The sequence below is a fragment of the Methyloceanibacter sp. genome (assembly GCF_051306395.1).
In the GTDB taxonomy this organism is placed as follows: Bacteria; Pseudomonadota; Alphaproteobacteria; order Rhizobiales; family Methyloligellaceae; genus Methyloceanibacter.
Genome location: NZ_JBPPND010000249.1, coordinates 1 through 18,647 on the forward strand (window position 1 = coordinate 1; position 18,647 = coordinate 18,647).

The window sequence follows — 18,647 nt, forward strand, 5'->3', positions numbered from 1 at the left end:
ATCGGAAGCCTTCCGAAAGGCCCATGCGCGCGCCGGTGAGGGCAAGCCGCTCTATCTCGGCCATCCCGAGTTCGAGGGCTTTACCGCCCTCCAGGAGATCTCTGCCAAGGCCGCCCCCGCGGCCGAGTAGCTGCCCTAGTTCACCCGCATAACCTGAACGAGGTTGTCGGAGAAGGTAGGCGCCCGGCCAAGGCTGCAGAACTCCGCGGAAGAGATCGAATTCACCGAGCCGTCCGAGCGGTTGAGGCTCCGCCAATAGCCGAGCGTCGCCACGATCACCCCCTCGCCCACATCGTCGGTGACGCGCGCAAGCCCCTCGAAGTCGCCTCTTCCGTTGAACACCCGGACCGGATCGCCTTCGCGGATCGACCGTGCCTCGGCATCCTTCGGGCTGATCAGCACGAACTGCTCTCCCTGGCCTTTGATCTTGTGCGGCTCATTGGCGTAGCACGAGTTCAGGAAGCCGTGGCTCTTCGGTGAGATGATGTTAAGCGGATAGTGCTCGGCGAGATTGGGATTGGTCTCCACGCTCTCCCGCGGCGGCACATAACCCGGCAGCGGATCAACATCCTCGCCCGACTGGTTGTCCTCGTACATCATGCGGAATGGTGGCGCGACGAAGTTCTTGGCATCCTCGACCATGAACTCCACCTTGCCGGACGGCGTCGGGAAGTTGCCGTTCGCGTGCGGCAGCCGGTCGTCGGGCGTGCCCACGGCGAGATGGAAATAGCCGTGCTTGCGGAAATATCCCATGCCGATGCCCCCCATCTGTGGCGCATCCCATTGGATGTAGTGTTCGGCGAGCTCCATGTCGCTCATGGTGAAGCGCGGGTCGTCATCGAAGCCGAACGCCTTGGAGAGCAGACGGAAGATCTCGGCGTTGGACTTCGCCTCGCCACGCGGCTCGATCGCCTTCTCGTTGAGCGTCAAATAGAAGTGCCCCCACGAGAACATCATGTCGTCGTGCTCGCCCGCCATGGTCGCCGGCAGGATGATGTCGGCATAGGCGGCCGTGTCTGTCACGAAATGCTCGGCGGCCACGAAGAACAAATCCTCCCGGGATAGTCCGTCGACGATCCGGTTGGTCTCAGGTGCCTGGCTCACCGGATTGGTGTTGTACACATAGAGCCCCATGATCGGCGGATCGAGCTGCATACCGCCCGTGAGCGCGCGGCCGAGCTGCAGGTTGTTCACCACCCGAGTTCCGGGGCGGATGTAGTCGGGGCGCGAGACCTTCGCCCAGTCCACCGGGAACTCCCATAACGGCATTTGCAACAGCCCGCCGCCCACGTGACGCCACGAGCCGGCGAGTGCCGGGATCGCGCAGACGGCGCGGATGGTCTGGCCGCCGCCTGCGTGCCGCTCGAGCGCCACGCCCATGCGGATCACCGAAGGCTGAACGGTGGCGAACTCGCGGGCAAACTTGGCGACGTCTTCGGCCGGCACACCGGTCACAGCCTCCACATAGTCCGGCGTGAAGTCGAGCGAGCGCTTGGCCAGCTCCGGAAAGCCGACCGTATGCGCGTTGACCCATTCGTCGTCCACATAGCCACCACTGATCAGTGCGGCGATGATGCCCATGGCCAACGCGCCGTCCGTGCCGGGTTTCGGCGCGATGTGCCAGTCAGCGGCCTTCGCCGTACGCGAACGATACGAGTCGATTACCACGACCTTGGCGCCCTTCTTCTGCGCCTCGAGCACGAACGGCCAGTGATGTAAATTGGTGGAGATCGAGTTGCAGGCCCAGATCACGATGTATTTGGAGTGAGTGAAGCTCTCCGGATCGACGCCGCCCGTGGGCCCGACCGTGAGTAGCCACGCGGTCGAGGACCCTGAGGCGCAGAACGTCTTCTCGTTCACCGTGGAGCCGAGCCGGTTGAAGAAGGCGTCGCCGCAGGTGAGCCCCTGCACCAAGCCCTCATTGCCGAGATAGCTGTAGGGCATGATCGCCTGAGAGCCGTGCTTGGCGATGATGTCTTTCCACCGCGTGGTGATCTCGGCGATCGCATCGTCCCAGGAGATGCGCTCGAACCGGCGGGAGCCTTTCGGGCCGACGCGCCGCAAGGGATGGAGCAAACGGTCCGGGTTGTAATGATGGTCGTGGTAGTCCTTGAGCTTCACGCAGAGCCCACCCCTCGTCATGGGGTGCTCTTTGTTGCCCCTGACCTCGACGAGCTTGCCGTCCTCGACCTCGTAGATCATGGCGCAAGTGTCGGGGCAGTCGTGGGGACACCCCCCGAAAAAGGTCTCGCGTCTCGGCTGTTCGTTCATACCCGGCTCTCCCTCATCCTCGGAGCGGCTCTTAACGGCCGCTGATGGAGGCCAGCCTACGTGGGGTGCGGCATCTTGTCGATCTGGAAGGCGCACGGATCGACGCCGGTTGAGTCACCCCGGGAACGCTCGAAAAACGCGAAAAGGCGCCGGATCGTCTAAAGTTCGATTTACATTTCTAGGCCCTTGCCGCTACGCTTCGCCCGGATTTCGACGGGAGAGATCGTGGACAATTTCACACCTCGGACGCTCACCAAAGCGATTGCCAGAAATCCGCGCGCCAGCTTGCAGGATGCACTGCTCATGTTCGTCCTGATGCTCGCGGCGCTTCTGCTCGCGCTTCAGTACGATCTCTTCTATTTCATGGAGAGCTTGAGCGAGGCGCAGCTCCAGGTTTCGCTGGCCGAGGCGATCCTCCTGACGACGCTGCTGACCGCCTGCCTGTTCGCCTTTGTCTTGCGCCGCTTTAGCGATCAGCGCAGCGACGCCTCGCTAAGGTCGGTCGCAGAGATCGAGTTACGGCAGCTCACCGCGCTGGCAGTGCAGGACCCCCTCACCGGCTTGCTCAATCGCCGCGCGCTAATGGAGACGCTGACAGCGGCGGTCAAAGCGCCGCCCACCGACGGCACCGAGCACGCGCTCTACCTCATGGATTTGAATGGCTTCAAGCCGGTCAACGACGCGCACGGCCACACGGTCGGAGATCAGGTTCTGGAGATCGTCGCCGACCGGTTCCGTTCGGCCTCCCGGCCGAGCGATCTCCTTGCCCGTATCGGCGGCGACGAATTTGCCGTGCTCGCCTACAACGTGACCCGCGAGTCCGCCCGCACCATCGGCATGCGTTTCGTGCAGAGCCTCACCGCCCCAATCCGCGCCGGCAAGCACACACATGAAATCGGCATGGCCGCCGGTATCGCGCTGATCCCCGAAGATGGTGGAACGGCCGAGGATGCGCTGCGCAACGCCGACGCCGCCATGTATCGGGCCAAGGCGATGGGCAAAGCGCTTGTGTTCTTCGCCTCGGACATGGAAGCTCGAAAGCGCATCGCCTAGCGCTTTCCGCCCCCCTCGCGTACCGTCGCAAGGGCCCACGCCCGACCCAGACACCTCCACCATGGGCCGCGTCGCGTAGCTCAAGAAAGAGCGATTGGTGCGGACGGCGGGAGTCGAACCCGCACGGGGGTTGCCCCCCTCAGGATTTTAAGTCCTGTGTGTCTACCAGTTCCACCACGTCCGCATCCCCGCGCGCGGAGCGCGTCACTAGAGCGCTATCGCGACAGAAAGTCTAACGATAGCGCCCTAGCATTTTGTTGATGCGAGCTTTTTCCTAGGACCGAGGCTAGGCGGGAGAGGACGGCTTCTTCTTTCCCCTGCCCTTCTTGGGCGCCGGGGCTTCCTCCTCGGCTTTAGGCTCCAGCTCATCTTCCGGGTCTAGCTCGGGCGTGTCGTCTGCCTCCAACTTCTCGTCCTCAAGTTCCGGCTCAGGCTCCGGTTCGGCCTCAGGCTCAGGCTCCGGCTCGGGCTGGGGTTCAGGCTCTGCCGCCTTCACCACCGCTTCCTCGCCGGCTGAGGCCACTTCCGGGCTCTCCTTGAGCTCGTTCTTCGCGGGGACCGCTTCCACGGGCGCAGGTACTGGCGCGGGCGCCCACTCGGTCTCGGCCGTCACCTCTTTGACCCCAGTCTCGAGGCTTGCCCTGAGCAGTAGGAAGAGCACCACGGCGTTGAGCAGATGCCAGATGAAATGGGTGCCGACCTTCCGCCCGTGGATCACCAACTGCTCGCAGAGCGCGAGATCCACCGAACGCAGGATGATCGAGACCGCGAAGACGACAGCCGCCGCCAAGATGTAGGGCGCCGCCTTGCGATGCCGCTCCGCGGCCACCATGCCGACGATTATGAGCGCACCGAGCGCCGGCACATAGGCCATGCTGCCATTGAGGCAGGGCTTGGCGTCCGGAGCCGCCCCCGGCAGGCCGATGCCGCCGTCCGAGCAATAGACCTGCATGGCCGCGCCCACGAGGCCGGTGAAGACCACGACGAGTAACACCGTCCAACCCGGCGGCACGCTCAAAAAGCGGTTCAGCGCAAAGCCGAGATAGACCAGCATAAACAGGCCGATCGGGATCACGTCGGCCATCGCCGTCCCCTCGTCGGCAAAAAGATGGAACGCGAGGCTGCCAAAGCCGATGAGGAAGGCGAGAGCCACGAGGAGATAGTGGTCGGCGTTGCGCTCCTCTCGGGGCCGCCACAAAACGAGCTGCCAGAAGATTAACGCAGCGAGAAGAAAGCCGGCATTCGATATGGCGTTGATCGGCTCGGCCCAGAGCGCCTCGTTCGTTCCGCGCTCGCAATAGAGAAAAACGTGCTCGCCAAATGTCATGGTCCCTTGTCCTTTCGACCCGTCAAACAGGAAAGAGGCCCTCCCTCTCCGGCGAGCCGCACGCCGGAAGCTTGCAGTCTTTTGATTTGGAACGTCCCACCGTCCATTTGCCCTAGGCGCATGTTAAACGCGAAACGCGTGCTGCGTCAGTGGTGTCATGCATTTGACGCGAATCTTTGCGCCGCCAGAGACCGCGCTCACGGAAACTCGCCGAACCCTAGCCGGGCCTTGCCGCTTGCCTTAAGACTGACGCTCAGACGGATTTTGGACTCCGTTTCGTCACAAGGCGTTGGGCATGTTTACGCGGCTTTTCAAGATTTGGCATGACGTGCGGTCGAGCCTTTGGGCGCTGCCGATTCTCATAATGGCGCTGGCCGCGGCCGCCGCAATCCTCGCCGTGAACATCCGGGTCCGTCAGGGCGACGATCCGGTGTGGTTCCTCTATAGCGGTGACGCGGAGGCGGCCCCGCAGTTCCTCTCCAATCTCGTCACCGCCATGATCACCATGGCGACCTTGGTGGTCTCCATCACCATGGTCGTGCTGACGCTCGCGGCGCAGCAACTTGGACCCCGCCTCATCCGCGGCTTCATGGACGACCGCCGCACGCAAGCAACTCTCGGCCTGTTTATCGGAACGGTCGTCTATCTGCTGCTCGTGCTGCGCTCGGCCTATGGCGGAACGGACTCCGTACCCAACCTCGCGGTGACGGGCGGCACCGTGCTGGCGCTGCTTTGCCTCGTCGCGCTGCTGATGTTCGTGCATCACCTCGCCAGATCGATCATCGCCGACAACACCATCGACCGTGTCGGCGACGCGCTTGATTCGGACATCGCGCGGCTCCTCCCCGACGCCGATTTCGAGCAAGCCAGTGCCCCCGACAAGCGTCCCATGAAGACCGGCGCGCTGCTCACGCTTCATCGCAGTGGCTACGTTCAGGCGCTCGATCATCATGGGCTCGTCGAGATCGCAAAGGAGGCCGATGTGGTGATCGAGATTTCCTTCAAGCCGGGACGCCACGTCATCGAAGGCACTGCCTTCGCCTGGATCGCGCCCGCGGATGCCGCGACCGAAGAGACACAAGAGCGCATCCAGAACTGCCTCGTGCTGGGCGGCGAGCGGGCCTCCGTTCAGGAGTTGGAAACTTCGATCCGCCAGCTCGTCGAGGTAGCGCTGCGCGCGCTCTCCCCCAGCATCAGCGATCCTTTCACCGCCACGGCCGTGATCGACCGACTCAGCGTGTCGCTGGCAAAGATTATGCAGCGTGGCCCGGCCCAATCGGTGTGGACGGACGAGGACGACAATGTGCGCCTACTAGCGCCGCGCTCCACCTTTGCCGAGACAGTCGAGGAAGCCTTTCGCCAGATCCGCCAGCACGGACATGACGAGGCCGCCGTGCTCATCCGCCTGGTCGAAAGTCTCGGTCAGCTTCTGGCACAAGCCAACGAGACCCAGCGACCCGCACTCGAAGAGCAGATCGAGATGGTGCTGGAGACCGGGCGCCGCAACATAGCTCAGAAGCAGGATCTGCAAACGCTCGAGGAGCGGGCCAAGCTTGCGCTGGATCAGGTCCCAGCGAAAAGGCGAAAGAACAGCTAGCTCTTTGCCTTGGGCAACGCGATGCGGATGTTGAGCTCTTTGAGCTGCTCCGGCGACACCTCCGACGGTGCGCCCATGAGGAGATCCTCCGCCTGCTGATTCATCGGGAACATCACCACCTGGCGGAGATTGTCCTCGCCGCATAACAGCATGACCATGCGGTCGATACCCGGCGCGATGCCGCCGTGAGGCGGCGCACCGTATTGCAGCGCGCGCAGCATGCCGCCAAAACGCTGCTCCAGCTCTTCCTTCGGATAGCCGGCGATGGCGAAGGCCTTCTCCATGATCTCCGGCTTGTGGTTCCGGATGGCGCCGGACGAGAGCTCCACCCCGTTGCACACGAGGTCGTACTGATAGGCCAGGACCTCTTCGGGCCTCATCGTGTCGAGTGCTTCGAGCCCGCCTTGCGGCATTGAGAATGGATTATGGGAGAAGTCGATCTTCTTCTCCTCCTCGTTCCACTCGAACATCGGGAAGTCGACGATCCAGCAGAAGTCGAAGCAGTCCGTCTTAGTCAGCTTGAGCTCGTCGCCGATCCTGACCCGGGCGCGCGCGGCGAAGTCGCAGAACTCTTTCGGCAGGCCAGCGACGAAGAACACCGCATCGCCGTCGCCAAGTCCAAGTTGTTCGCGGATTGCCTCGGTGCGTTCGGCGCCGATATTCTTAGCTACGGGTCCGGCGCCCTCGCCGTCGCGGAAGAAAATATAGGCCATGCCCGGCTGGCCTTCGCCTTGGGCCCAAGAATTCATGCGGTCGCACACCGCGCGCGAGCCGCCGCCCTCGCCGGGGATCGCCCAGACGCGCGTATTCACGTCCATCTCGATCATGCCGGCGAAGATCTTGAAGCCCGAGCCCCGGAAATGCTCGGTCACGTCCTGCATCGCGATCGGATTGCGCAGGTCCGGCTTGTCGGTGCCGTATTTGTGCATCGCCTCCGCATAGGGGATGCGCGGGAACTTGGGGGTCACCGGCTTGCCGCCGCCGAATTCCTCGAATAATCCGCGGATGATCGGCTCGACCGTCTCAAACACGTCGTCTTGCGTAACGAAGCTCATCTCCAGGTCGAGCTGATAGAACTCGCCGGGCGACCGGTCGGCGCGCGCATCCTCGTCGCGGAAGCACGGCGCGATCTGGAAGTAGCGGTCGAAACCGCCCATCATGATGAGCTGCTTGAACTGCTGCGGTGCCTGCGGCAGAGCGTAGAACTTGCCGGGATGCACCCGGGAGGGCACCAGATAGTCGCGCGCGCCTTCCGGCGACGACGCGGTGAGGATCGGCGTCTGAAACTCGAAGAAGCCGGCGTCGCGCATGCGCTCGCGCAAGGACGTGATGATCGCCGCGCGCTTCATGATGTTGTTGTGCAAGCTCTCGCGCCGAAGATCGAGACAGCGGAATTTGAGACGCGTTTCTTCCGGATAGTCCGGCTCGCCGAACACCGGCAAAGGAAGTTCGGCGGATTCCGACAACACCTCGAGACCGTTCGCCCGCACCTCGACCTGGCCGGTCGGCAGGTTCGGGTTGATCGTGTCTTCCGTGCGCGCCACGACCTCGCCGTCGACGCGCACCACCCACTCAGGCTTCAACTTTTCCGCCGCGGCGAACACCGGAGAATCCGGATCGGCGACGATCTGGGTGATGCCGTAATGGTCGCGCAGGTCGACGAACAACAGCCCGCCATGGTCGCGGATGCGGTGCACCCAGCCCGAAAGACGGACGGTCTTGTCCACGTCGTCGCTACGGAGCGCGCCGCAAGTATGGGTGCGATAAGCGTGCATGGCTTTGAAAACGGCTCTGGCGGGAGTGGCGGGGGTCTCAGGTGCCGCGGAACACCGCACGGGAAGCGCACCCTTGTCAAGACGGGCGGGCTGCCCGCGCTCGCCCCGGAACGATGAGGCACGCCTGCGGGTTTTTCTCTCTCACAACTCGCAAAAGAGGAGCCTTGAGACATGACGTCCGCCATAAAAGTAGCCCTTAGAACCCGCGCCCTGCTTGCGGCGGCGGCGCTCGTGATCCCGCTGCCTGCTCTGGCCGAACAAGTCAGCGAGCCGGTTCCGGGCATCGATGAGGATCAAACCCTGAGCGAGCAACTTGACGAGAATAAAGGCGTAATAGAGCCGCCGCCTGTGGGCGACGCAGGCATCCACGCGCCGGCGCCGGACCCCCTTCCCGGCACCACGCCCGTGATTCCGCCGCCCGGAACGCCCGGCGGCGACCCCAGCGTGGTGCCCAAATAAGTTACGGTTAGCGCATCGTAAATAAACTGGCCTTTGAAAAACAAGAAATAACGCTGGCGTGGGGTGGCAAAATCAAAATTTCAAGACCTTGTTAGGAACCCTCGCCGGGGCGTCCACGTTGAATAGGTCAGATCGGGCACACAAACCGAGGGAGACTTGAAATGACGAAGATTCCCGTCAAGACGCGCATTCCCATCGAGGCGTGGACTATCGCTCTGCTTGTCACGCTCTTCTCGCTGATCTCGTCTGCCATCCATGGCCCGGCCAGTAACGACGCCTCTACCGTGTTCCATGCCAAGCTGATGCAAGCGGACCCGGTCGTGACCTCCGCGATCCGCTGAGCATCGGGATGCCACTAAGTTTCGCGTACGAAAGAGACGGCCAATTCGGCCGTAATAACGGCCTCCACGGGTCAGTCCGGCTCCGTCTGACGCCCCACAGCGGGCCTTCCTAAGCCCGCATGGGCCGCGGCAGCGCCGCCGGCCAACTCCCTTTTTCCCCTCATAGTTTGCATTTGCGACGTTCGCGCTCTTGGCCGCGTGCCAGGCGTTGGGCTATATCCGGCCCACCATGGAACTGATTACGCGTACCGAGGATCTCGCGGCGGCCTGCGCCAAACTCGCCACCGCCCCCTTCATCGCCGTCGATACCGAGTTCATGCGCGAGCAGACCTTCTGGCCGCGCCTGTGCCTCGTGCAGATCGCCGGCGGCGAGACCGAGGTCCTGATCGACAGCATGGCGCCGGATATCGACCTCAAGCCCCTCTTCGACCTCATGGTCGACGAGACCGTGCTCAAGGTCTTTCACTCGGCGCGCCAGGACGTCGAGATCGTGCATCATCTGGCAGGGGTAATCCCGCATCCGATCTTCGACACGCAAGTCGCCGCCATGGTCTGCGGCTTCGGCGAGGCAGTCAGCTACTCCATGCTGGTTAAGCGGCTGCTCGGCCGCAATCTCGACAAGAGCTCGCGGTTCACCGACTGGAGCCGCAGGCCTCTGTCGGAGCGGCAACTTACCTACGCGCTGGGCGACGTGACCTATCTGCGCGATCTCTATCCCAAGCTTCGTGCCCAGCTCGACCAGTCCGAGCGGGCGAGCTGGCTCAATGAAGAGATGGCGGTGCTGACGGACCCCGCGACCTACGAGCTGCATCCGGAGCACGCCTGGCGGCGGCTCAAGATGCGCATCAAGACGCCCAAGGCGCTGGCCATCCTCATGGAACTCGCCGCTTGGCGCGAGCGAGAGGCGCAGACTCAAGACGTGCCGCGCTCCCGCGTACTGAAAGACGAAGCGCTCTACGATATCGCCGGGCAGGCACCGCGCTCGGTCGAAGACCTCGGCTCGCTGCGGTCATTGCATAATGGCTTTGCCCGCTCCCAGCGCGGCCGCGCTGTTCTCGAGGCGGTGCAACGCGGCCGTGAGCGCGATCCGGCGACCGTGCCGCCGCTTCAGCGGGGCGAGCCGATGCCGCCGGAAGCCCAAGCGGTGGTCGATCTCCTGCGCGTGCTGTTGAAGGCAACCGCCGGACGCCACGGCGTGGCGCCGAAGCTGATCGCCACCTCCGAAGACCTGGAGCAGATCGCGCGATCCGATGATGCGGACGCGGCCGCGCTTAGAGGCTGGCGCCTCAAGCTGTTCGGCGAAGACGCACTCGCCCTAAAGCGCGGGGACCTGGCGCTCGCCATCAGAAGCGGTGCGGTGACGGTGCTGGCGCCGGAGGGCTCAGCGGCGGAAGAACCAGAAGACAACGCCTAGCAGCACAGCGACGATGATCGCGGTGGTGAACGGCAGATAGAAATAGATGCTACCGAGATCGACGACGATGTCGCCGGGCAGCCGCCCGAGCCCGTATTGCACGCTGGCCATCGTCAGCAAGATGACCAGCAGCAAATAGAAGACGACCGTTCCCCCGCGCATGGCTCAGCGCCGCCGCCGCTGTTCGATGCGCATGCGGACGGTGGTCCGCACATCCGGAGGCAGGTCCTCCATCGCCTCGAGAAGACCGCGCAACTCTGAACGCAGTCCGTGGATCTGATCGATGAGCGACAGCAACACGGGCACGTCTTCCTCGTCGAAGCCGAGCTCGTCCTCGAGGGTGCGGATCAGCGCAGCCCGGGCGATGTCGGCTTCGGAATAGCTTCGCTCCGCGTCGTCCTCCGGCTTGATGAGCCCCCGGCTTACCCAGACCCTGAGCCGGGTCACCGTGAGGCTCTGGACGCGGGCAATGACATCCTGCTCGCTCGGCATCATGCACGCTCCTTCAATTTGCCGCGCGGATCGTAGGGATGACTCTTGCGCCATTCCTCCGCGAAACTCTTGAGGTCGTCATCGACGGTCTCGGGCATCATCACCGTGAGCTTCACAAGCTGATCGCCCTTGCCCTTTACGCCCCGGCCCTTAAGCCGCAGCGTCTGCCCGGTGTTGGAACCCGCGGGCACGGTCACCGCCACGCGCCCGCCGATAGTCGGCACCTCGACCTTGCCGCCGAGCACCGCCTCATCGAAGCTGATGGGCAAATCGACCACGATGTCGTTGCCCTCGCGCTTGAACACGGGATGCGGTTTCACACCGACCTCGACCAGCGCGTCTCCCGCGGGGCCCTCGCCCAGGCCCGGCATGCCCTTGCCCTTGAGCCGCAGTACCTGGCCTTCGCTCACCCCGGCAGGGATGGTCACGTCGAGCGTGCCGCCGTCGGGCAGCGTAATGCGCTGCTTGGTGCCGTTCACCGCATCGAGAAAGCTGATATCGAGGTGGTATTGCGCGTCCTGGCCGCGCATGGAGAACTGCCCGCCGCCGCGCCTTCCACCGCGCATGCCAGCGCCGAACATGTCGCCGAACAGATCGCTGAACGCCCCGATATCCTCAAAGCCCGCCGAAGACTGATAGCGGGCGCCCTCCGGCCCCCCGGCATATTCGCGGTAATATTGCTGCTGCGGCCGCTCCTGCCCGCTCGCATCGATCTCGCCGCGGTCGTATTTTCCGCGTTGCTCGGGATCCTTGAGGATCGAGTAGGCGTGGGAGATCTGCTTGAACTTGTCCTCGGCCACCGTGTCACCAGGATTGAGGTCCGGGTGCAGCTTCTTGGCCAGCTTGCGGTAAGCCTTGGTGATCTCGCCGGCGCTCGCGGTCTTCTGAACGCCAAGTACGGAATAAAGGTCCTCTGCCATCGACCAATCTTGAATGAAGTGAGACCCCGGCTTAAGGTCTTGAACCGGCGAGGGCTAAGATCCCTTAAGTCGCGATGTGATTTGGGGAACGGCGCACGCGCCTCGCAAGTTGGACATGTAAGCCTCGGGAGCCCATTCCGGCCCCCGACAAGATCGAAGTAGAAGAAGATGATCTAAGATGCAACGCTTTGCCCATACCCTCGCGGTCTGTCTCGCGGGCGCTGTTCTCGGCCTCACCTCGTTGGCGGGCGCGGATTCCGCCGAATCCACCATGCGGGACCGGCCGGGCGCCACCGACCTCGGCATCTGGAAGTCCTACGCGCCTACCGATCTCAAAGGCGAGTTCAGCAATTACGACCCGATCGGGCTGATTTCCGGAGCTCTGATCAAGGCTGATTGCTCGATCAACTGGGCGGACCCCGATACCGGCAGGGTCTACTGTTTTGCCTCGGGAACTTCGCTAAATTACTTCCAGGATTGGCCGAAATCCTACAGCAGGCGTGCCGCGGAAGCCTTCGAGCGCCTCCGGAAGGCGGACGAAGTGCCGGGGTCCTAGCCGGCAGCAAGCTGGAATGGCGTCCCGACCCTGATCTCGGGCTCCCGCTCCAGCAGATTCGCGAGCGATTTGAAGCGCCGTTCCACCCGCTCGCCTTCGAGATTGGCGTAGGGCTCCGGCAGCTGCCAGATGAGGCGATTGCCCTCATAGCTGAGCGGCGTGTGGGGCAGCACGCCCGGCATCGCGGCGGCGACCATATGAGCGGCCCGGAAAGCCGCACCCAGAATGCGCGCCCGCTTTAGCGTCTCCTTGTCGACGAGCTCGATGAGCCGCTGACTGAGGTCGTCCTTCACGAGGCCCTCGTTGCGGTAATAGGCGGTGAGCGCCAAAAATGCGCGGCCCGGATGGTCCACCCCGACGAAGTCGCCATGGGCCACGAGGTTGAGGCTCTGGGCGCCGCGATAATCGGGATGCGCCCGCCAGCCGATATCCGACAGAAGGCAGGCCGCGTGCCGCAAGCGTGTCTGCTCCGGTGTCTCCACCGGCCCCGGCACGCGGAACAGCGCGTCCGTCCAATCACAAAGCTCGTAGGAATTCTCGATGGAGCGGGAGCGCTGCTCCGCCAGATGGACGCAAGCCTCAAGCAGCGGGTCCTTGGCGCGCTCTTCTTCGCTCAGCAGGCTGTAGAGCAGCCCTTCGCGTATGCCGAGCACGGAGATGACGATGGACCGCGGTTTCATCTGCTTGATCAGCCGCTCCAGCACGAGCGCACCGTAAGGCACCGTCTCGCGCCGGGCGCTGGAGAGATCGCGAATGCCAGCCAGCGAGCTTTGCGACTGATGATCGATCAGTGCGGCGAATTTCAGCGCCTCGTCCGCATCGATCCGGTAATTGTGCATCACGCTCAAGGGATAGCTGGTCTGGGCCATGTGCAGCCGCGCCAGCGCCCGCCAGGTGCCGCCGATGGCGTAGAAATCGCGGCCCCTGCCCTTCTCCAGCCAATCCACCTTGGAGAATTCTGCATCCACGATCTCGCGCGCTTTCTTCAGGCTGCCGCCAGAGGCATCGATCAGCCTTAGGCCTCCAAGCGGCATTGTCATGGCGTCGGAAAGCCGCCCGCCGCGCACGTCGATCAGCTCGAGGCTGCCGCCACCGAGATCGCCGGCGAACCCGTCCGCGGCGTAGATGCCGGAGACGACGCCGAGGGCTGCAAGCTCGGCTTCCATATTGCCGGATAACACCGTGACCTGGCGCCCGAGCACTTGTTCAGCCTGGGCGATGAAATCGGGGCCGTTCTCCGCCTCGCGCGCCGCAGCCGTGGCGATCACCTCGGTGCGGTCGACATGGAGCTGCTCGATCAGCGCGCGAAACCGCCTGAGCGCCCGCAGCGCCCGCGACACGCCGGAAGCCTCGAGCTTACCGGTGGTGGCAATAGAGCGCCCCAATCCACAGAGCACTTTTTCGTTGTAGACGGGGGCCGGGGCTCGGGTGGCGTCGTCATAGACGATGAGCCGCACCGAGTTCGAACCGATGTCGACAACGGCAACGGGGGCTCGATCGTTGCGCAAAGCCATACGGAGAGCCTAGACGCTCTCGACCAACCGCGTAAAGCGCGGCGGCATGCTCTCAGTTAGCGACGTGCCGCGGCCCGACAGGCTCGGATTGGTCATGAAGTAATTCTGGGCGCTGAAGGGCTCGTCCCCCTCTTCGACCGGGATGCGGGTCGAGCTTCCATCGGGCAGCACCCGCCAGCTTTGAAGATTGTCTTTGAGATTCGCCACCATGATCTGGTCGAGGATCTGCTCGTGCACCGTGGGATTCTTGATGGGTGTCATCGCCTCCACCCGGCGGTCCAGGTTGCGCGGCATCATGTCGGCGGAACTGATATAGATCACCGCCTTGCGATGCGGAAGCCCATGGCCGGCGCCGAAGCAGTAGATACGCGAGTGCTCCAGGAAGCGTCCGACAATGCTCTTGACGTGGATGTTCGCCGAGAGCCCCGGCACGCCCGGCCGCAGGCAACAGATTCCGCGCACCACGAGGTCGATCTCGACCCCTGCCTGGCTCGCTTCGTAGAGCGCATCGATGATCTCGGAATCCACAAGAGAGTTCATCTTCATCCAGATGGCGGCGGGGCGTCCTGCCTTGGCGTGGTACATCTCCTCGCGAATGTGATCGAGGATTCGCGCCCGAATGCCTCCGGGCGACACGGCCATGGCTTCCAGCTCCGCCGGCTCCGCGTAGCCCGTCACGTAGTTGAAGATGCGCGACAGGTCGTTGCCGATGGAGCGGTCCCCGGTGAAGAACGACAGATCCGTATAAATCTTGGCCGTCACCGAGTGATAGTTGCCGGTGCCGACGTGGCAATAGGTGGCAAGCGCGCCGCGCTCGCGCCGCACGATCAGGCTGAGCTTTGCGTGTGTCTTGAGCTCGAGGAACCCGTAGACCACCTGCACGCCCGCGCTTTCCAGATCGCGCGCCCATTTGATGTTGGCTTCTTCGTCGAAGCGCGCCTTCAGCTCGACCACGGCGGTCACCGACTTGCCGGCCTCGGCCGCGTCCTTCAGCGCCTCGATGATCGGCGAGGTCTTGCCCGTGCGGTAGAGCGTCCACTTGATCGCCACCACGTCAGGATCGGCGGCGGCCTGCTTCAGAAATTGGAGCACCACGTCGAAGGACTCATAGGGGTGGTGGACGACGATGTCCTTCTTGGCGATCGCCGCGAAGCAATCGCCCTGGTGCTCGCGGATACGCTCGGGGAACCGGCTGACAAAAGGCTGGAACTTGAGGTCCGGCCGGTCGGACACGATGAGCTGGTTGGTGTCGGCAAGGCCGATCTGCCCCTTTTGCACGAAGCTCTCGCGCTCGGAGACTTTCAGTTCCTGCATGACGAAGCGCTGGAGCCGCGAGGGCATGGTGGCCTCCATCTCGAGACGGATGACCGAGCCGCGTTTACGGCGCTTGAGCGCCGATTCGAACACGCGCACCAGATCCTCGGCCTCTTCCTGAACCTCGATATCGCTGTCGCGCACCACCCGGAAAGCGCCCTGGCTTCTCACCCGGTAGCCCGGGAACAGCCGCGCCACGAAGATGCCGACCACCGTCTCCAGCCTGACGAAACGGATGTCGTCCTTCGCCCCGGCCTGGCCCGGTAGGCGGATGAAGCGATCGAGCTGCGGCGGGATCGGAAGAAGCGCGTGCATGGTGCGGAACGAGCCTTCGCGCACCAGCTCGAGGCCAAGGGTAAAGCCGAAATTGGGAATGAACGGAAACGGGTGCGCCGGATCGACGGCGATCGGCGTCAGCACCGGGAAGATGTGATTGAGGAAGTGATCCTCGAGCCAGTTGCGTTCATCGTCGGAGAGCTGGTCGGCGGTGAGCAGGTGGAGGCCCGCCTCGCCGAGAAGCGCCTCGATCGTGACCCAGGCCTCTTGCTGCTGGGCGGTCAGCTCCGCCACCGATTGGTCGATGCGGTCCAGCTGCTCGGACGGCGTCAGCCCGTCCTGGCTCGGTGTCTCGATGCCGGCGACGACCTGGGCGCGCAGGCCCGCCACGCGCACCATGTAGAACTCATCGAGGTTGGTGGCCGAAATGGAGAGAAAGCGTAGGCGCTCCAACAGGGGATGGCGCTCGTTCTCGGCCTCTTCCATCACCCGCTTGTTGAAGTCGAGCCAGGAAAGCTCACGGTTAAAATATCGGCTGGGGCCAAACGCCGAGATGCGTGCGGCCGCGCTATCCGGCTCGACCTTTTCCGGCACATTCATCACTAACCTCATGAAACTCGGCGCTTTGCGCGCTCTGAAAACCGTCTGACGGAACTGTCATGTTACGCCCCTAAATGTATCACTAGCGTTACAGAAAACGCCAATTCCGGGGCTCTATTCCGCCGAGGCTGTACCCTGGAGCGCCTCGGCCACGAGCTGACGGCTGATCTTGCGGCCCGAACGGAGCGCGGCGCGGTCCACGGCCTCCACGGCCGCCGCTGCCGCCTCTAGCGAGCGATCAATGCGCAGCGCCAGGAACTCGAGCACCTTCGGGTCGATATCAAGCTGCCGGTCGGCGAACTGCTTCAGCATCACCGTGCGCAACAGCGCCTCGTCCGGGGTGCCGATCTCCGTCACCGGCACCGCGCTCAGCCGAGAGGTCAGATCCGCCAAGCTGGTGTCCCAGCGGTTCGGGCCGATGCGGGCGGTGAGCAGCACGAAGAGGCGTTTCTCGCGCGCCAGGTTCAGCAGATGGAACAGCGTCTTCTCGTCGTAGCCGGCACGGTCGGCATCCTCCACCACGATGGACGAGCCCGAGCCCAGCCTGTCCAGCAAGGCGATCCCGAGATGGGCCGGATCGAGCGCCACGGCGCCCGAGCGACCCTGCCACACACGCACGAGATGGGTCTTGCCGCTCGCGGGCGGCCCGATCAGAAGCTGGACCGGGGCCTGCCAATCGGGCCACGCATCGACCAGCTTCACCACGGCGACATTGCAATCGCTGACGAGAAAATCTTCCGCGCCGAGGGCGGCCCTATGAGGCAAGTCGAAGGTGAGCTGGTCGAGGCTCACGACGCCCTGACCCCTGATCGCGGCGCGTCGGCTGCGCGCGCCTTGCGGCGGCTCGGCCGCGGGGTGGGCGCCGGCTCGTAGCGCGCCATGTGCCGGAGCCACGCCCAGAAATAGGCGAAGGCCGACAGGATGGTGAAAGTTCCCGTCACCCAGATCAGAACCCAGACGAGAGTGCCGAGGCCAAGACCGAGTCCAAGCTCGGCCAGCACCACACCGGCCAGCGCGATCTGCGAACACGTATTCGCCTTGCTAATAAGCAGCGGCTTCACATTGATCGGGCGCGACATCATCCAAGCAAGCAGCACCGCGCCCACAATGAGAATGTCGCGGCTCACCACGGCGATGACCAGCCACACCGGCAGGTGTCCGGCGAGTCCCAGGGTCACGTAGATAGTGACGAGCAAGGCCTTGTCGGCGATGGGGTCGAGATAGGCGCCAAGCTCCGTATTCCACCCATAGCGCTTGGCGAGGTAACCGTCCGCCGCATCGGACAGCCCGGCGAGCACGAATACCATGAACGCCGCGAACATCTCTTGATCGATGATCAGCCACACCAGGAGCGGTACGGCGACGATCCGCGCGAGCGTGAGCGTGTTGGGGATGTTCACCGGCGCTTCTCCCAAGCTCCGGCGCAAACCGGGCTTTTCGCGAACCTTATCAGAATCCGCGTGCGAAACGGTTGGCTTCCGCCTTCGCCCGGCCTATTGGGAGCGCAGCACAAGCGTGCCATTCCTCTCATCCAGCGCAAATCCGTTCCGCCCCAGCGTCGCCTGGAGGTTATCGAGAGAACCCGCGAAATCGAACGTAACCGCGGCGGCACGGGCCGACATGGAATTGACCTCCAGTGTGTTGAGGCCGGCGATCTGGGTCAGGCGGGATCGAATCTCCTGCCAATCCCTTAGCCCCGAGAATTCAACCAAGGCGACAACGTTGCGCGGGACCTCATTAGGCGCTCCCGGTCCCGCGGCGGCGCCCACAGGGGGCGATCCCTCCTGATAAGCGGTCTCCCCCGGCGGCGGCGCACCGCCCTCCTGCGTCGTCTTCCAACGGCTCTCCAAGGCGGCAAAAGCGGCGCTCGCGGCAGCGCCCGTCTTGCTGGCGGAATAGGTCTGGTCGAAGGTGACAGCACCGACGGCGTCCTCCCCGGCGAGCCGCACTCTTAGATGGCCGTCCGTCTTCTCGCCCACGGCGATCACCAGGCCGCCATAACCGTAAGCATTGCGGAGCGCGGCATAGGCGTCCGGATCGCCGGACAGGGCCGCCTTCACGGTCCCGGCGTCGAGATCGGCGCGCGGGCGAACGAGCGTCGCAGGCGTGATGCTGTTGGCGAGATCCAGGTCCTCCCAGGCTTTCGCCCAGCCATCGCCCGCGCCGTCCGTCACGCTATCGCCGGATAGCATCACAGGCAGGATGGAGATGGACGGTGCCTGGTCCTCGCGCATGGGAATGGCGTAGTCGGCAAAGAACTGCCGCACCGAATATGGATTGAAGCGCACATCGAGCAGACCGATATAGCGCGTGGTCGAGGTCTGCTCTTTGCGCACGGCCACGCCCGTGACCAGCTCCTGGACCTCCTCGCGGGAGAACTCTGGCAGTTGCGCCTGGACGCTCAGCGGCACGAGCCGGCCGATCAGGACCTCCATAGCCCGCATCTCGGCCTGGGCCATGCCGTTCGTCCGCGCCGCCACGGCGTTCTTGGCGGTGGTGTCCACCGAGATCTTGGCGACGTCGTACAGGCTGCCTGCGGCCGCTTCGCCCGTGGTCTGCGCCAGCGCCGCCACGCCGATGAGCGCAAAGAGACTCAACTTCAGAGTAAACGGTGCCAACCGCCTAAAACGCATGTCTAACTCTGCCGCCATTATCAGTCCCGTACCCGGCCCCGGGGACGCTTTCCCCTAAACCCTTGGAATATGGCAGGCTCGCGGCCTTTCCGCCTTGACGGCCCT

17 protein-coding genes, 1 tRNA gene and 1 pseudogene are annotated in these 18,647 nt (G+C 63.9%); 7 read left to right on the forward strand and 12 right to left on the reverse strand.

Annotated elements, in window-relative coordinates:
• Positions 1-130: pseudogene (locus tag ACSLE4_RS13110) on the forward strand (antibiotic biosynthesis monooxygenase); the annotation flags it as partial.
• A gap of 5 nt (positions 131-135) precedes the next feature.
• Here ACSLE4_RS13110 and ACSLE4_RS13115 read toward each other — a convergent pair.
• Positions 136-2,271 carry a molybdopterin-containing oxidoreductase family protein gene (locus ACSLE4_RS13115; protein ID WP_435904883.1) on the reverse strand — a complete coding sequence of 712 codons (2,136 nt, stop codon included), beginning with the start codon at positions 2,269-2,271 and terminating at the stop codon, positions 136-138.
• A gap of 225 nt (positions 2,272-2,496) precedes the next feature.
• Here ACSLE4_RS13115 and ACSLE4_RS13120 point away from each other — a divergent pair, with 225 nt between their 5' ends.
• Entirely contained in the window at positions 2,497-3,324 is an 828-nt protein-coding gene (locus ACSLE4_RS13120; protein ID WP_435904884.1) for a diguanylate cyclase domain-containing protein, read from the forward strand.
• 95 nt (positions 3,325-3,419) lie between these two features.
• Here ACSLE4_RS13120 and ACSLE4_RS13125 read toward each other — a convergent pair.
• Positions 3,420-3,508: transfer RNA gene (locus tag ACSLE4_RS13125), tRNA-Leu, on the reverse strand.
• Positions 3,509-3,610: 102 nt separating this feature from the next.
• Positions 3,611-4,651 carry a ceramidase domain-containing protein gene (locus tag ACSLE4_RS13130; protein WP_435904885.1) on the reverse strand — a complete coding sequence of 347 codons (1,041 nt, stop codon included), beginning with the start codon at positions 4,649-4,651 and terminating at the stop codon, positions 3,611-3,613.
• 295 nt (positions 4,652-4,946) lie between these two features.
• Here ACSLE4_RS13130 and ACSLE4_RS13135 point away from each other — a divergent pair, with 295 nt between their 5' ends.
• The gene (locus ACSLE4_RS13135) at positions 4,947-6,248 is read left to right on the forward strand and encodes a DUF2254 domain-containing protein (RefSeq protein ID WP_435904886.1); all 1,302 of its coding nucleotides are present in this window, start codon (positions 4,947-4,949) and stop codon (positions 6,246-6,248) included.
• On the opposite strand, the gene aspS is transcribed toward ACSLE4_RS13135, so the two are convergent.
• Complete coding sequence (gene aspS, locus ACSLE4_RS13140) at positions 6,245-8,023, reverse strand: aspartate--tRNA ligase (RefSeq protein ID WP_435904887.1); 1,779 nt, start codon at positions 8,021-8,023, stop codon at positions 6,245-6,247. The genes ACSLE4_RS13135 and aspS overlap by 4 nt on opposite strands.
• A 171-nt stretch (positions 8,024-8,194) precedes the next feature.
• On the opposite strand from aspS, the gene ACSLE4_RS13145 reads away from it, so the two are divergent.
• From ACSLE4_RS13145 to rnd, 3 genes are all read left to right on the forward strand, one after another.
• The gene (locus ACSLE4_RS13145; protein ID WP_435904888.1) at positions 8,195-8,482 is read left to right on the forward strand and encodes a hypothetical protein; all 288 of its coding nucleotides are present in this window, start codon (positions 8,195-8,197) and stop codon (positions 8,480-8,482) included.
• A 161-nt stretch (positions 8,483-8,643) separates the two neighbouring features.
• Positions 8,644-8,823: a hypothetical protein gene (locus tag ACSLE4_RS13150; protein ID WP_435904889.1), complete on the forward strand. Its 180-nt coding sequence runs from the start codon at positions 8,644-8,646 to the stop codon at positions 8,821-8,823.
• 229 nt (positions 8,824-9,052) lie between these two features.
• Positions 9,053-10,237, forward strand: a complete 1,185-nt coding sequence (rnd, locus tag ACSLE4_RS13155) for a ribonuclease D (RefSeq protein WP_435904890.1) — start codon at positions 9,053-9,055, stop codon at positions 10,235-10,237.
• On the opposite strand, the gene ACSLE4_RS13160 is transcribed toward rnd, so the two are convergent.
• Genes ACSLE4_RS13160 through ACSLE4_RS13170 form a run of 3 tightly spaced genes read right to left on the reverse strand, consistent with a single transcriptional unit; the run spans position 10,205 to position 11,649 of the window.
• A complete protein-coding gene (locus tag ACSLE4_RS13160; protein WP_435904891.1) occupies positions 10,205-10,399 on the reverse strand; it encodes a DUF2905 domain-containing protein in 195 nt (64 codons plus the stop codon). The two genes, rnd and ACSLE4_RS13160, sit on opposite strands and share 33 nt — an antisense overlap.
• A 3-nt stretch (positions 10,400-10,402) precedes the next feature.
• Complete coding sequence (locus ACSLE4_RS13165) at positions 10,403-10,732, reverse strand: MerR family transcriptional regulator (RefSeq protein WP_435904892.1); 330 nt, start codon at positions 10,730-10,732, stop codon at positions 10,403-10,405.
• A complete protein-coding gene (locus ACSLE4_RS13170) occupies positions 10,729-11,649 on the reverse strand; it encodes a DnaJ C-terminal domain-containing protein (RefSeq protein WP_435904893.1) in 921 nt (306 codons plus the stop codon). Before ACSLE4_RS13170 ends, ACSLE4_RS13165 begins: the two co-directional genes overlap by 4 nt.
• A 178-nt stretch (positions 11,650-11,827) precedes the next feature.
• Between ACSLE4_RS13170 and ACSLE4_RS13175 the strand changes: the two genes are divergently transcribed.
• Entirely contained in the window at positions 11,828-12,205 is a 378-nt protein-coding gene (locus tag ACSLE4_RS13175; protein WP_435904894.1) for a hypothetical protein, read from the forward strand.
• Here the strand turns inward: ACSLE4_RS13175 and ppx are convergent.
• The 5 genes from ppx to ACSLE4_RS13200 all read right to left on the reverse strand — a co-directional run bounded on the left by ppx (position 12,202) and on the right by ACSLE4_RS13200 (position 18,542).
• Positions 12,202-13,719 (reverse strand): exopolyphosphatase, encoded by a 1,518-nt coding sequence (gene ppx / locus ACSLE4_RS13180; protein WP_435904895.1) that lies wholly within the window; start codon positions 13,717-13,719, stop codon positions 12,202-12,204. The genes ACSLE4_RS13175 and ppx overlap by 4 nt on opposite strands.
• 9 nt (positions 13,720-13,728) lie before the next feature.
• Positions 13,729-15,921, reverse strand: coding sequence for an RNA degradosome polyphosphate kinase (locus ACSLE4_RS13185; RefSeq protein WP_435904896.1), 2,193 nt, complete (start codon positions 15,919-15,921; stop codon positions 13,729-13,731).
• A 102-nt stretch (positions 15,922-16,023) separates the two neighbouring features.
• Positions 16,024-16,701: a hypothetical protein gene (locus tag ACSLE4_RS13190; RefSeq protein ID WP_435904897.1), complete on the reverse strand. Its 678-nt coding sequence runs from the start codon at positions 16,699-16,701 to the stop codon at positions 16,024-16,026.
• Positions 16,698-17,309, reverse strand: coding sequence for a CDP-alcohol phosphatidyltransferase family protein (locus ACSLE4_RS13195; protein ID WP_435904898.1), 612 nt, complete (start codon positions 17,307-17,309; stop codon positions 16,698-16,700). The genes ACSLE4_RS13190 and ACSLE4_RS13195 overlap by 4 nt, the downstream gene beginning before the upstream one ends.
• Positions 17,310-17,402: 93 nt before the next feature.
• Complete coding sequence (locus tag ACSLE4_RS13200) at positions 17,403-18,542, reverse strand: DUF2066 domain-containing protein (protein WP_435904899.1); 1,140 nt, start codon at positions 18,540-18,542, stop codon at positions 17,403-17,405.
• Positions 18,543-18,647: the final 105 nt, after the last annotated feature.

What these genes read in the sequence shown, in the direction of transcription:
- ACSLE4_RS13145 (WP_435904888.1), top strand. Translation starts at nt 8,195, where the DNA reads ATGACGTCCGCCATAAAAGTAGCCCTTAGAACCCGCGCCCTGCTTGCG.
- ACSLE4_RS13135 (WP_435904886.1), top strand. Translation starts at nt 4,947, where the DNA reads ATGTTTACGCGGCTTTTCAAGATTTGGCATGACGTGCGGTCGAGCCTT.
- ACSLE4_RS13115 (WP_435904883.1), bottom strand. Translation starts at nt 2,271, where the DNA reads ATGAACGAACAGCCGAGACGCGAGACCTTTTTCGGGGGGTGTCCCCAC.
- ppx (WP_435904895.1), bottom strand. Translation starts at nt 13,719, where the DNA reads ATGGCTTTGCGCAACGATCGAGCCCCCGTTGCCGTTGTCGACATCGGT.
- rnd (WP_435904890.1), top strand. Translation starts at nt 9,053, where the DNA reads ATGGAACTGATTACGCGTACCGAGGATCTCGCGGCGGCCTGCGCCAAA.
- ACSLE4_RS13200 (WP_435904899.1), bottom strand. Translation starts at nt 18,542, where the DNA reads ATGCGTTTTAGGCGGTTGGCACCGTTTACTCTGAAGTTGAGTCTCTTT.
- ACSLE4_RS13170 (WP_435904893.1), bottom strand. Translation starts at nt 11,649, where the DNA reads ATGGCAGAGGACCTTTATTCCGTACTTGGCGTTCAGAAGACCGCGAGC.
- aspS (WP_435904887.1), bottom strand. Translation starts at nt 8,023, where the DNA reads ATGCACGCTTATCGCACCCATACTTGCGGCGCGCTCCGTAGCGACGAC.
- ACSLE4_RS13185 (WP_435904896.1), bottom strand. Translation starts at nt 15,921, where the DNA reads ATGAGGTTAGTGATGAATGTGCCGGAAAAGGTCGAGCCGGATAGCGCG.
- ACSLE4_RS13175 (WP_435904894.1), top strand. Translation starts at nt 11,828, where the DNA reads ATGCAACGCTTTGCCCATACCCTCGCGGTCTGTCTCGCGGGCGCTGTT.
- ACSLE4_RS13150 (WP_435904889.1), top strand. Translation starts at nt 8,644, where the DNA reads ATGACGAAGATTCCCGTCAAGACGCGCATTCCCATCGAGGCGTGGACT.
- ACSLE4_RS13130 (WP_435904885.1), bottom strand. Translation starts at nt 4,651, where the DNA reads ATGACATTTGGCGAGCACGTTTTTCTCTATTGCGAGCGCGGAACGAAC.
- ACSLE4_RS13160 (WP_435904891.1), bottom strand. Translation starts at nt 10,399, where the DNA reads ATGCGCGGGGGAACGGTCGTCTTCTATTTGCTGCTGGTCATCTTGCTG.
- ACSLE4_RS13165 (WP_435904892.1), bottom strand. Translation starts at nt 10,732, where the DNA reads ATGATGCCGAGCGAGCAGGATGTCATTGCCCGCGTCCAGAGCCTCACG.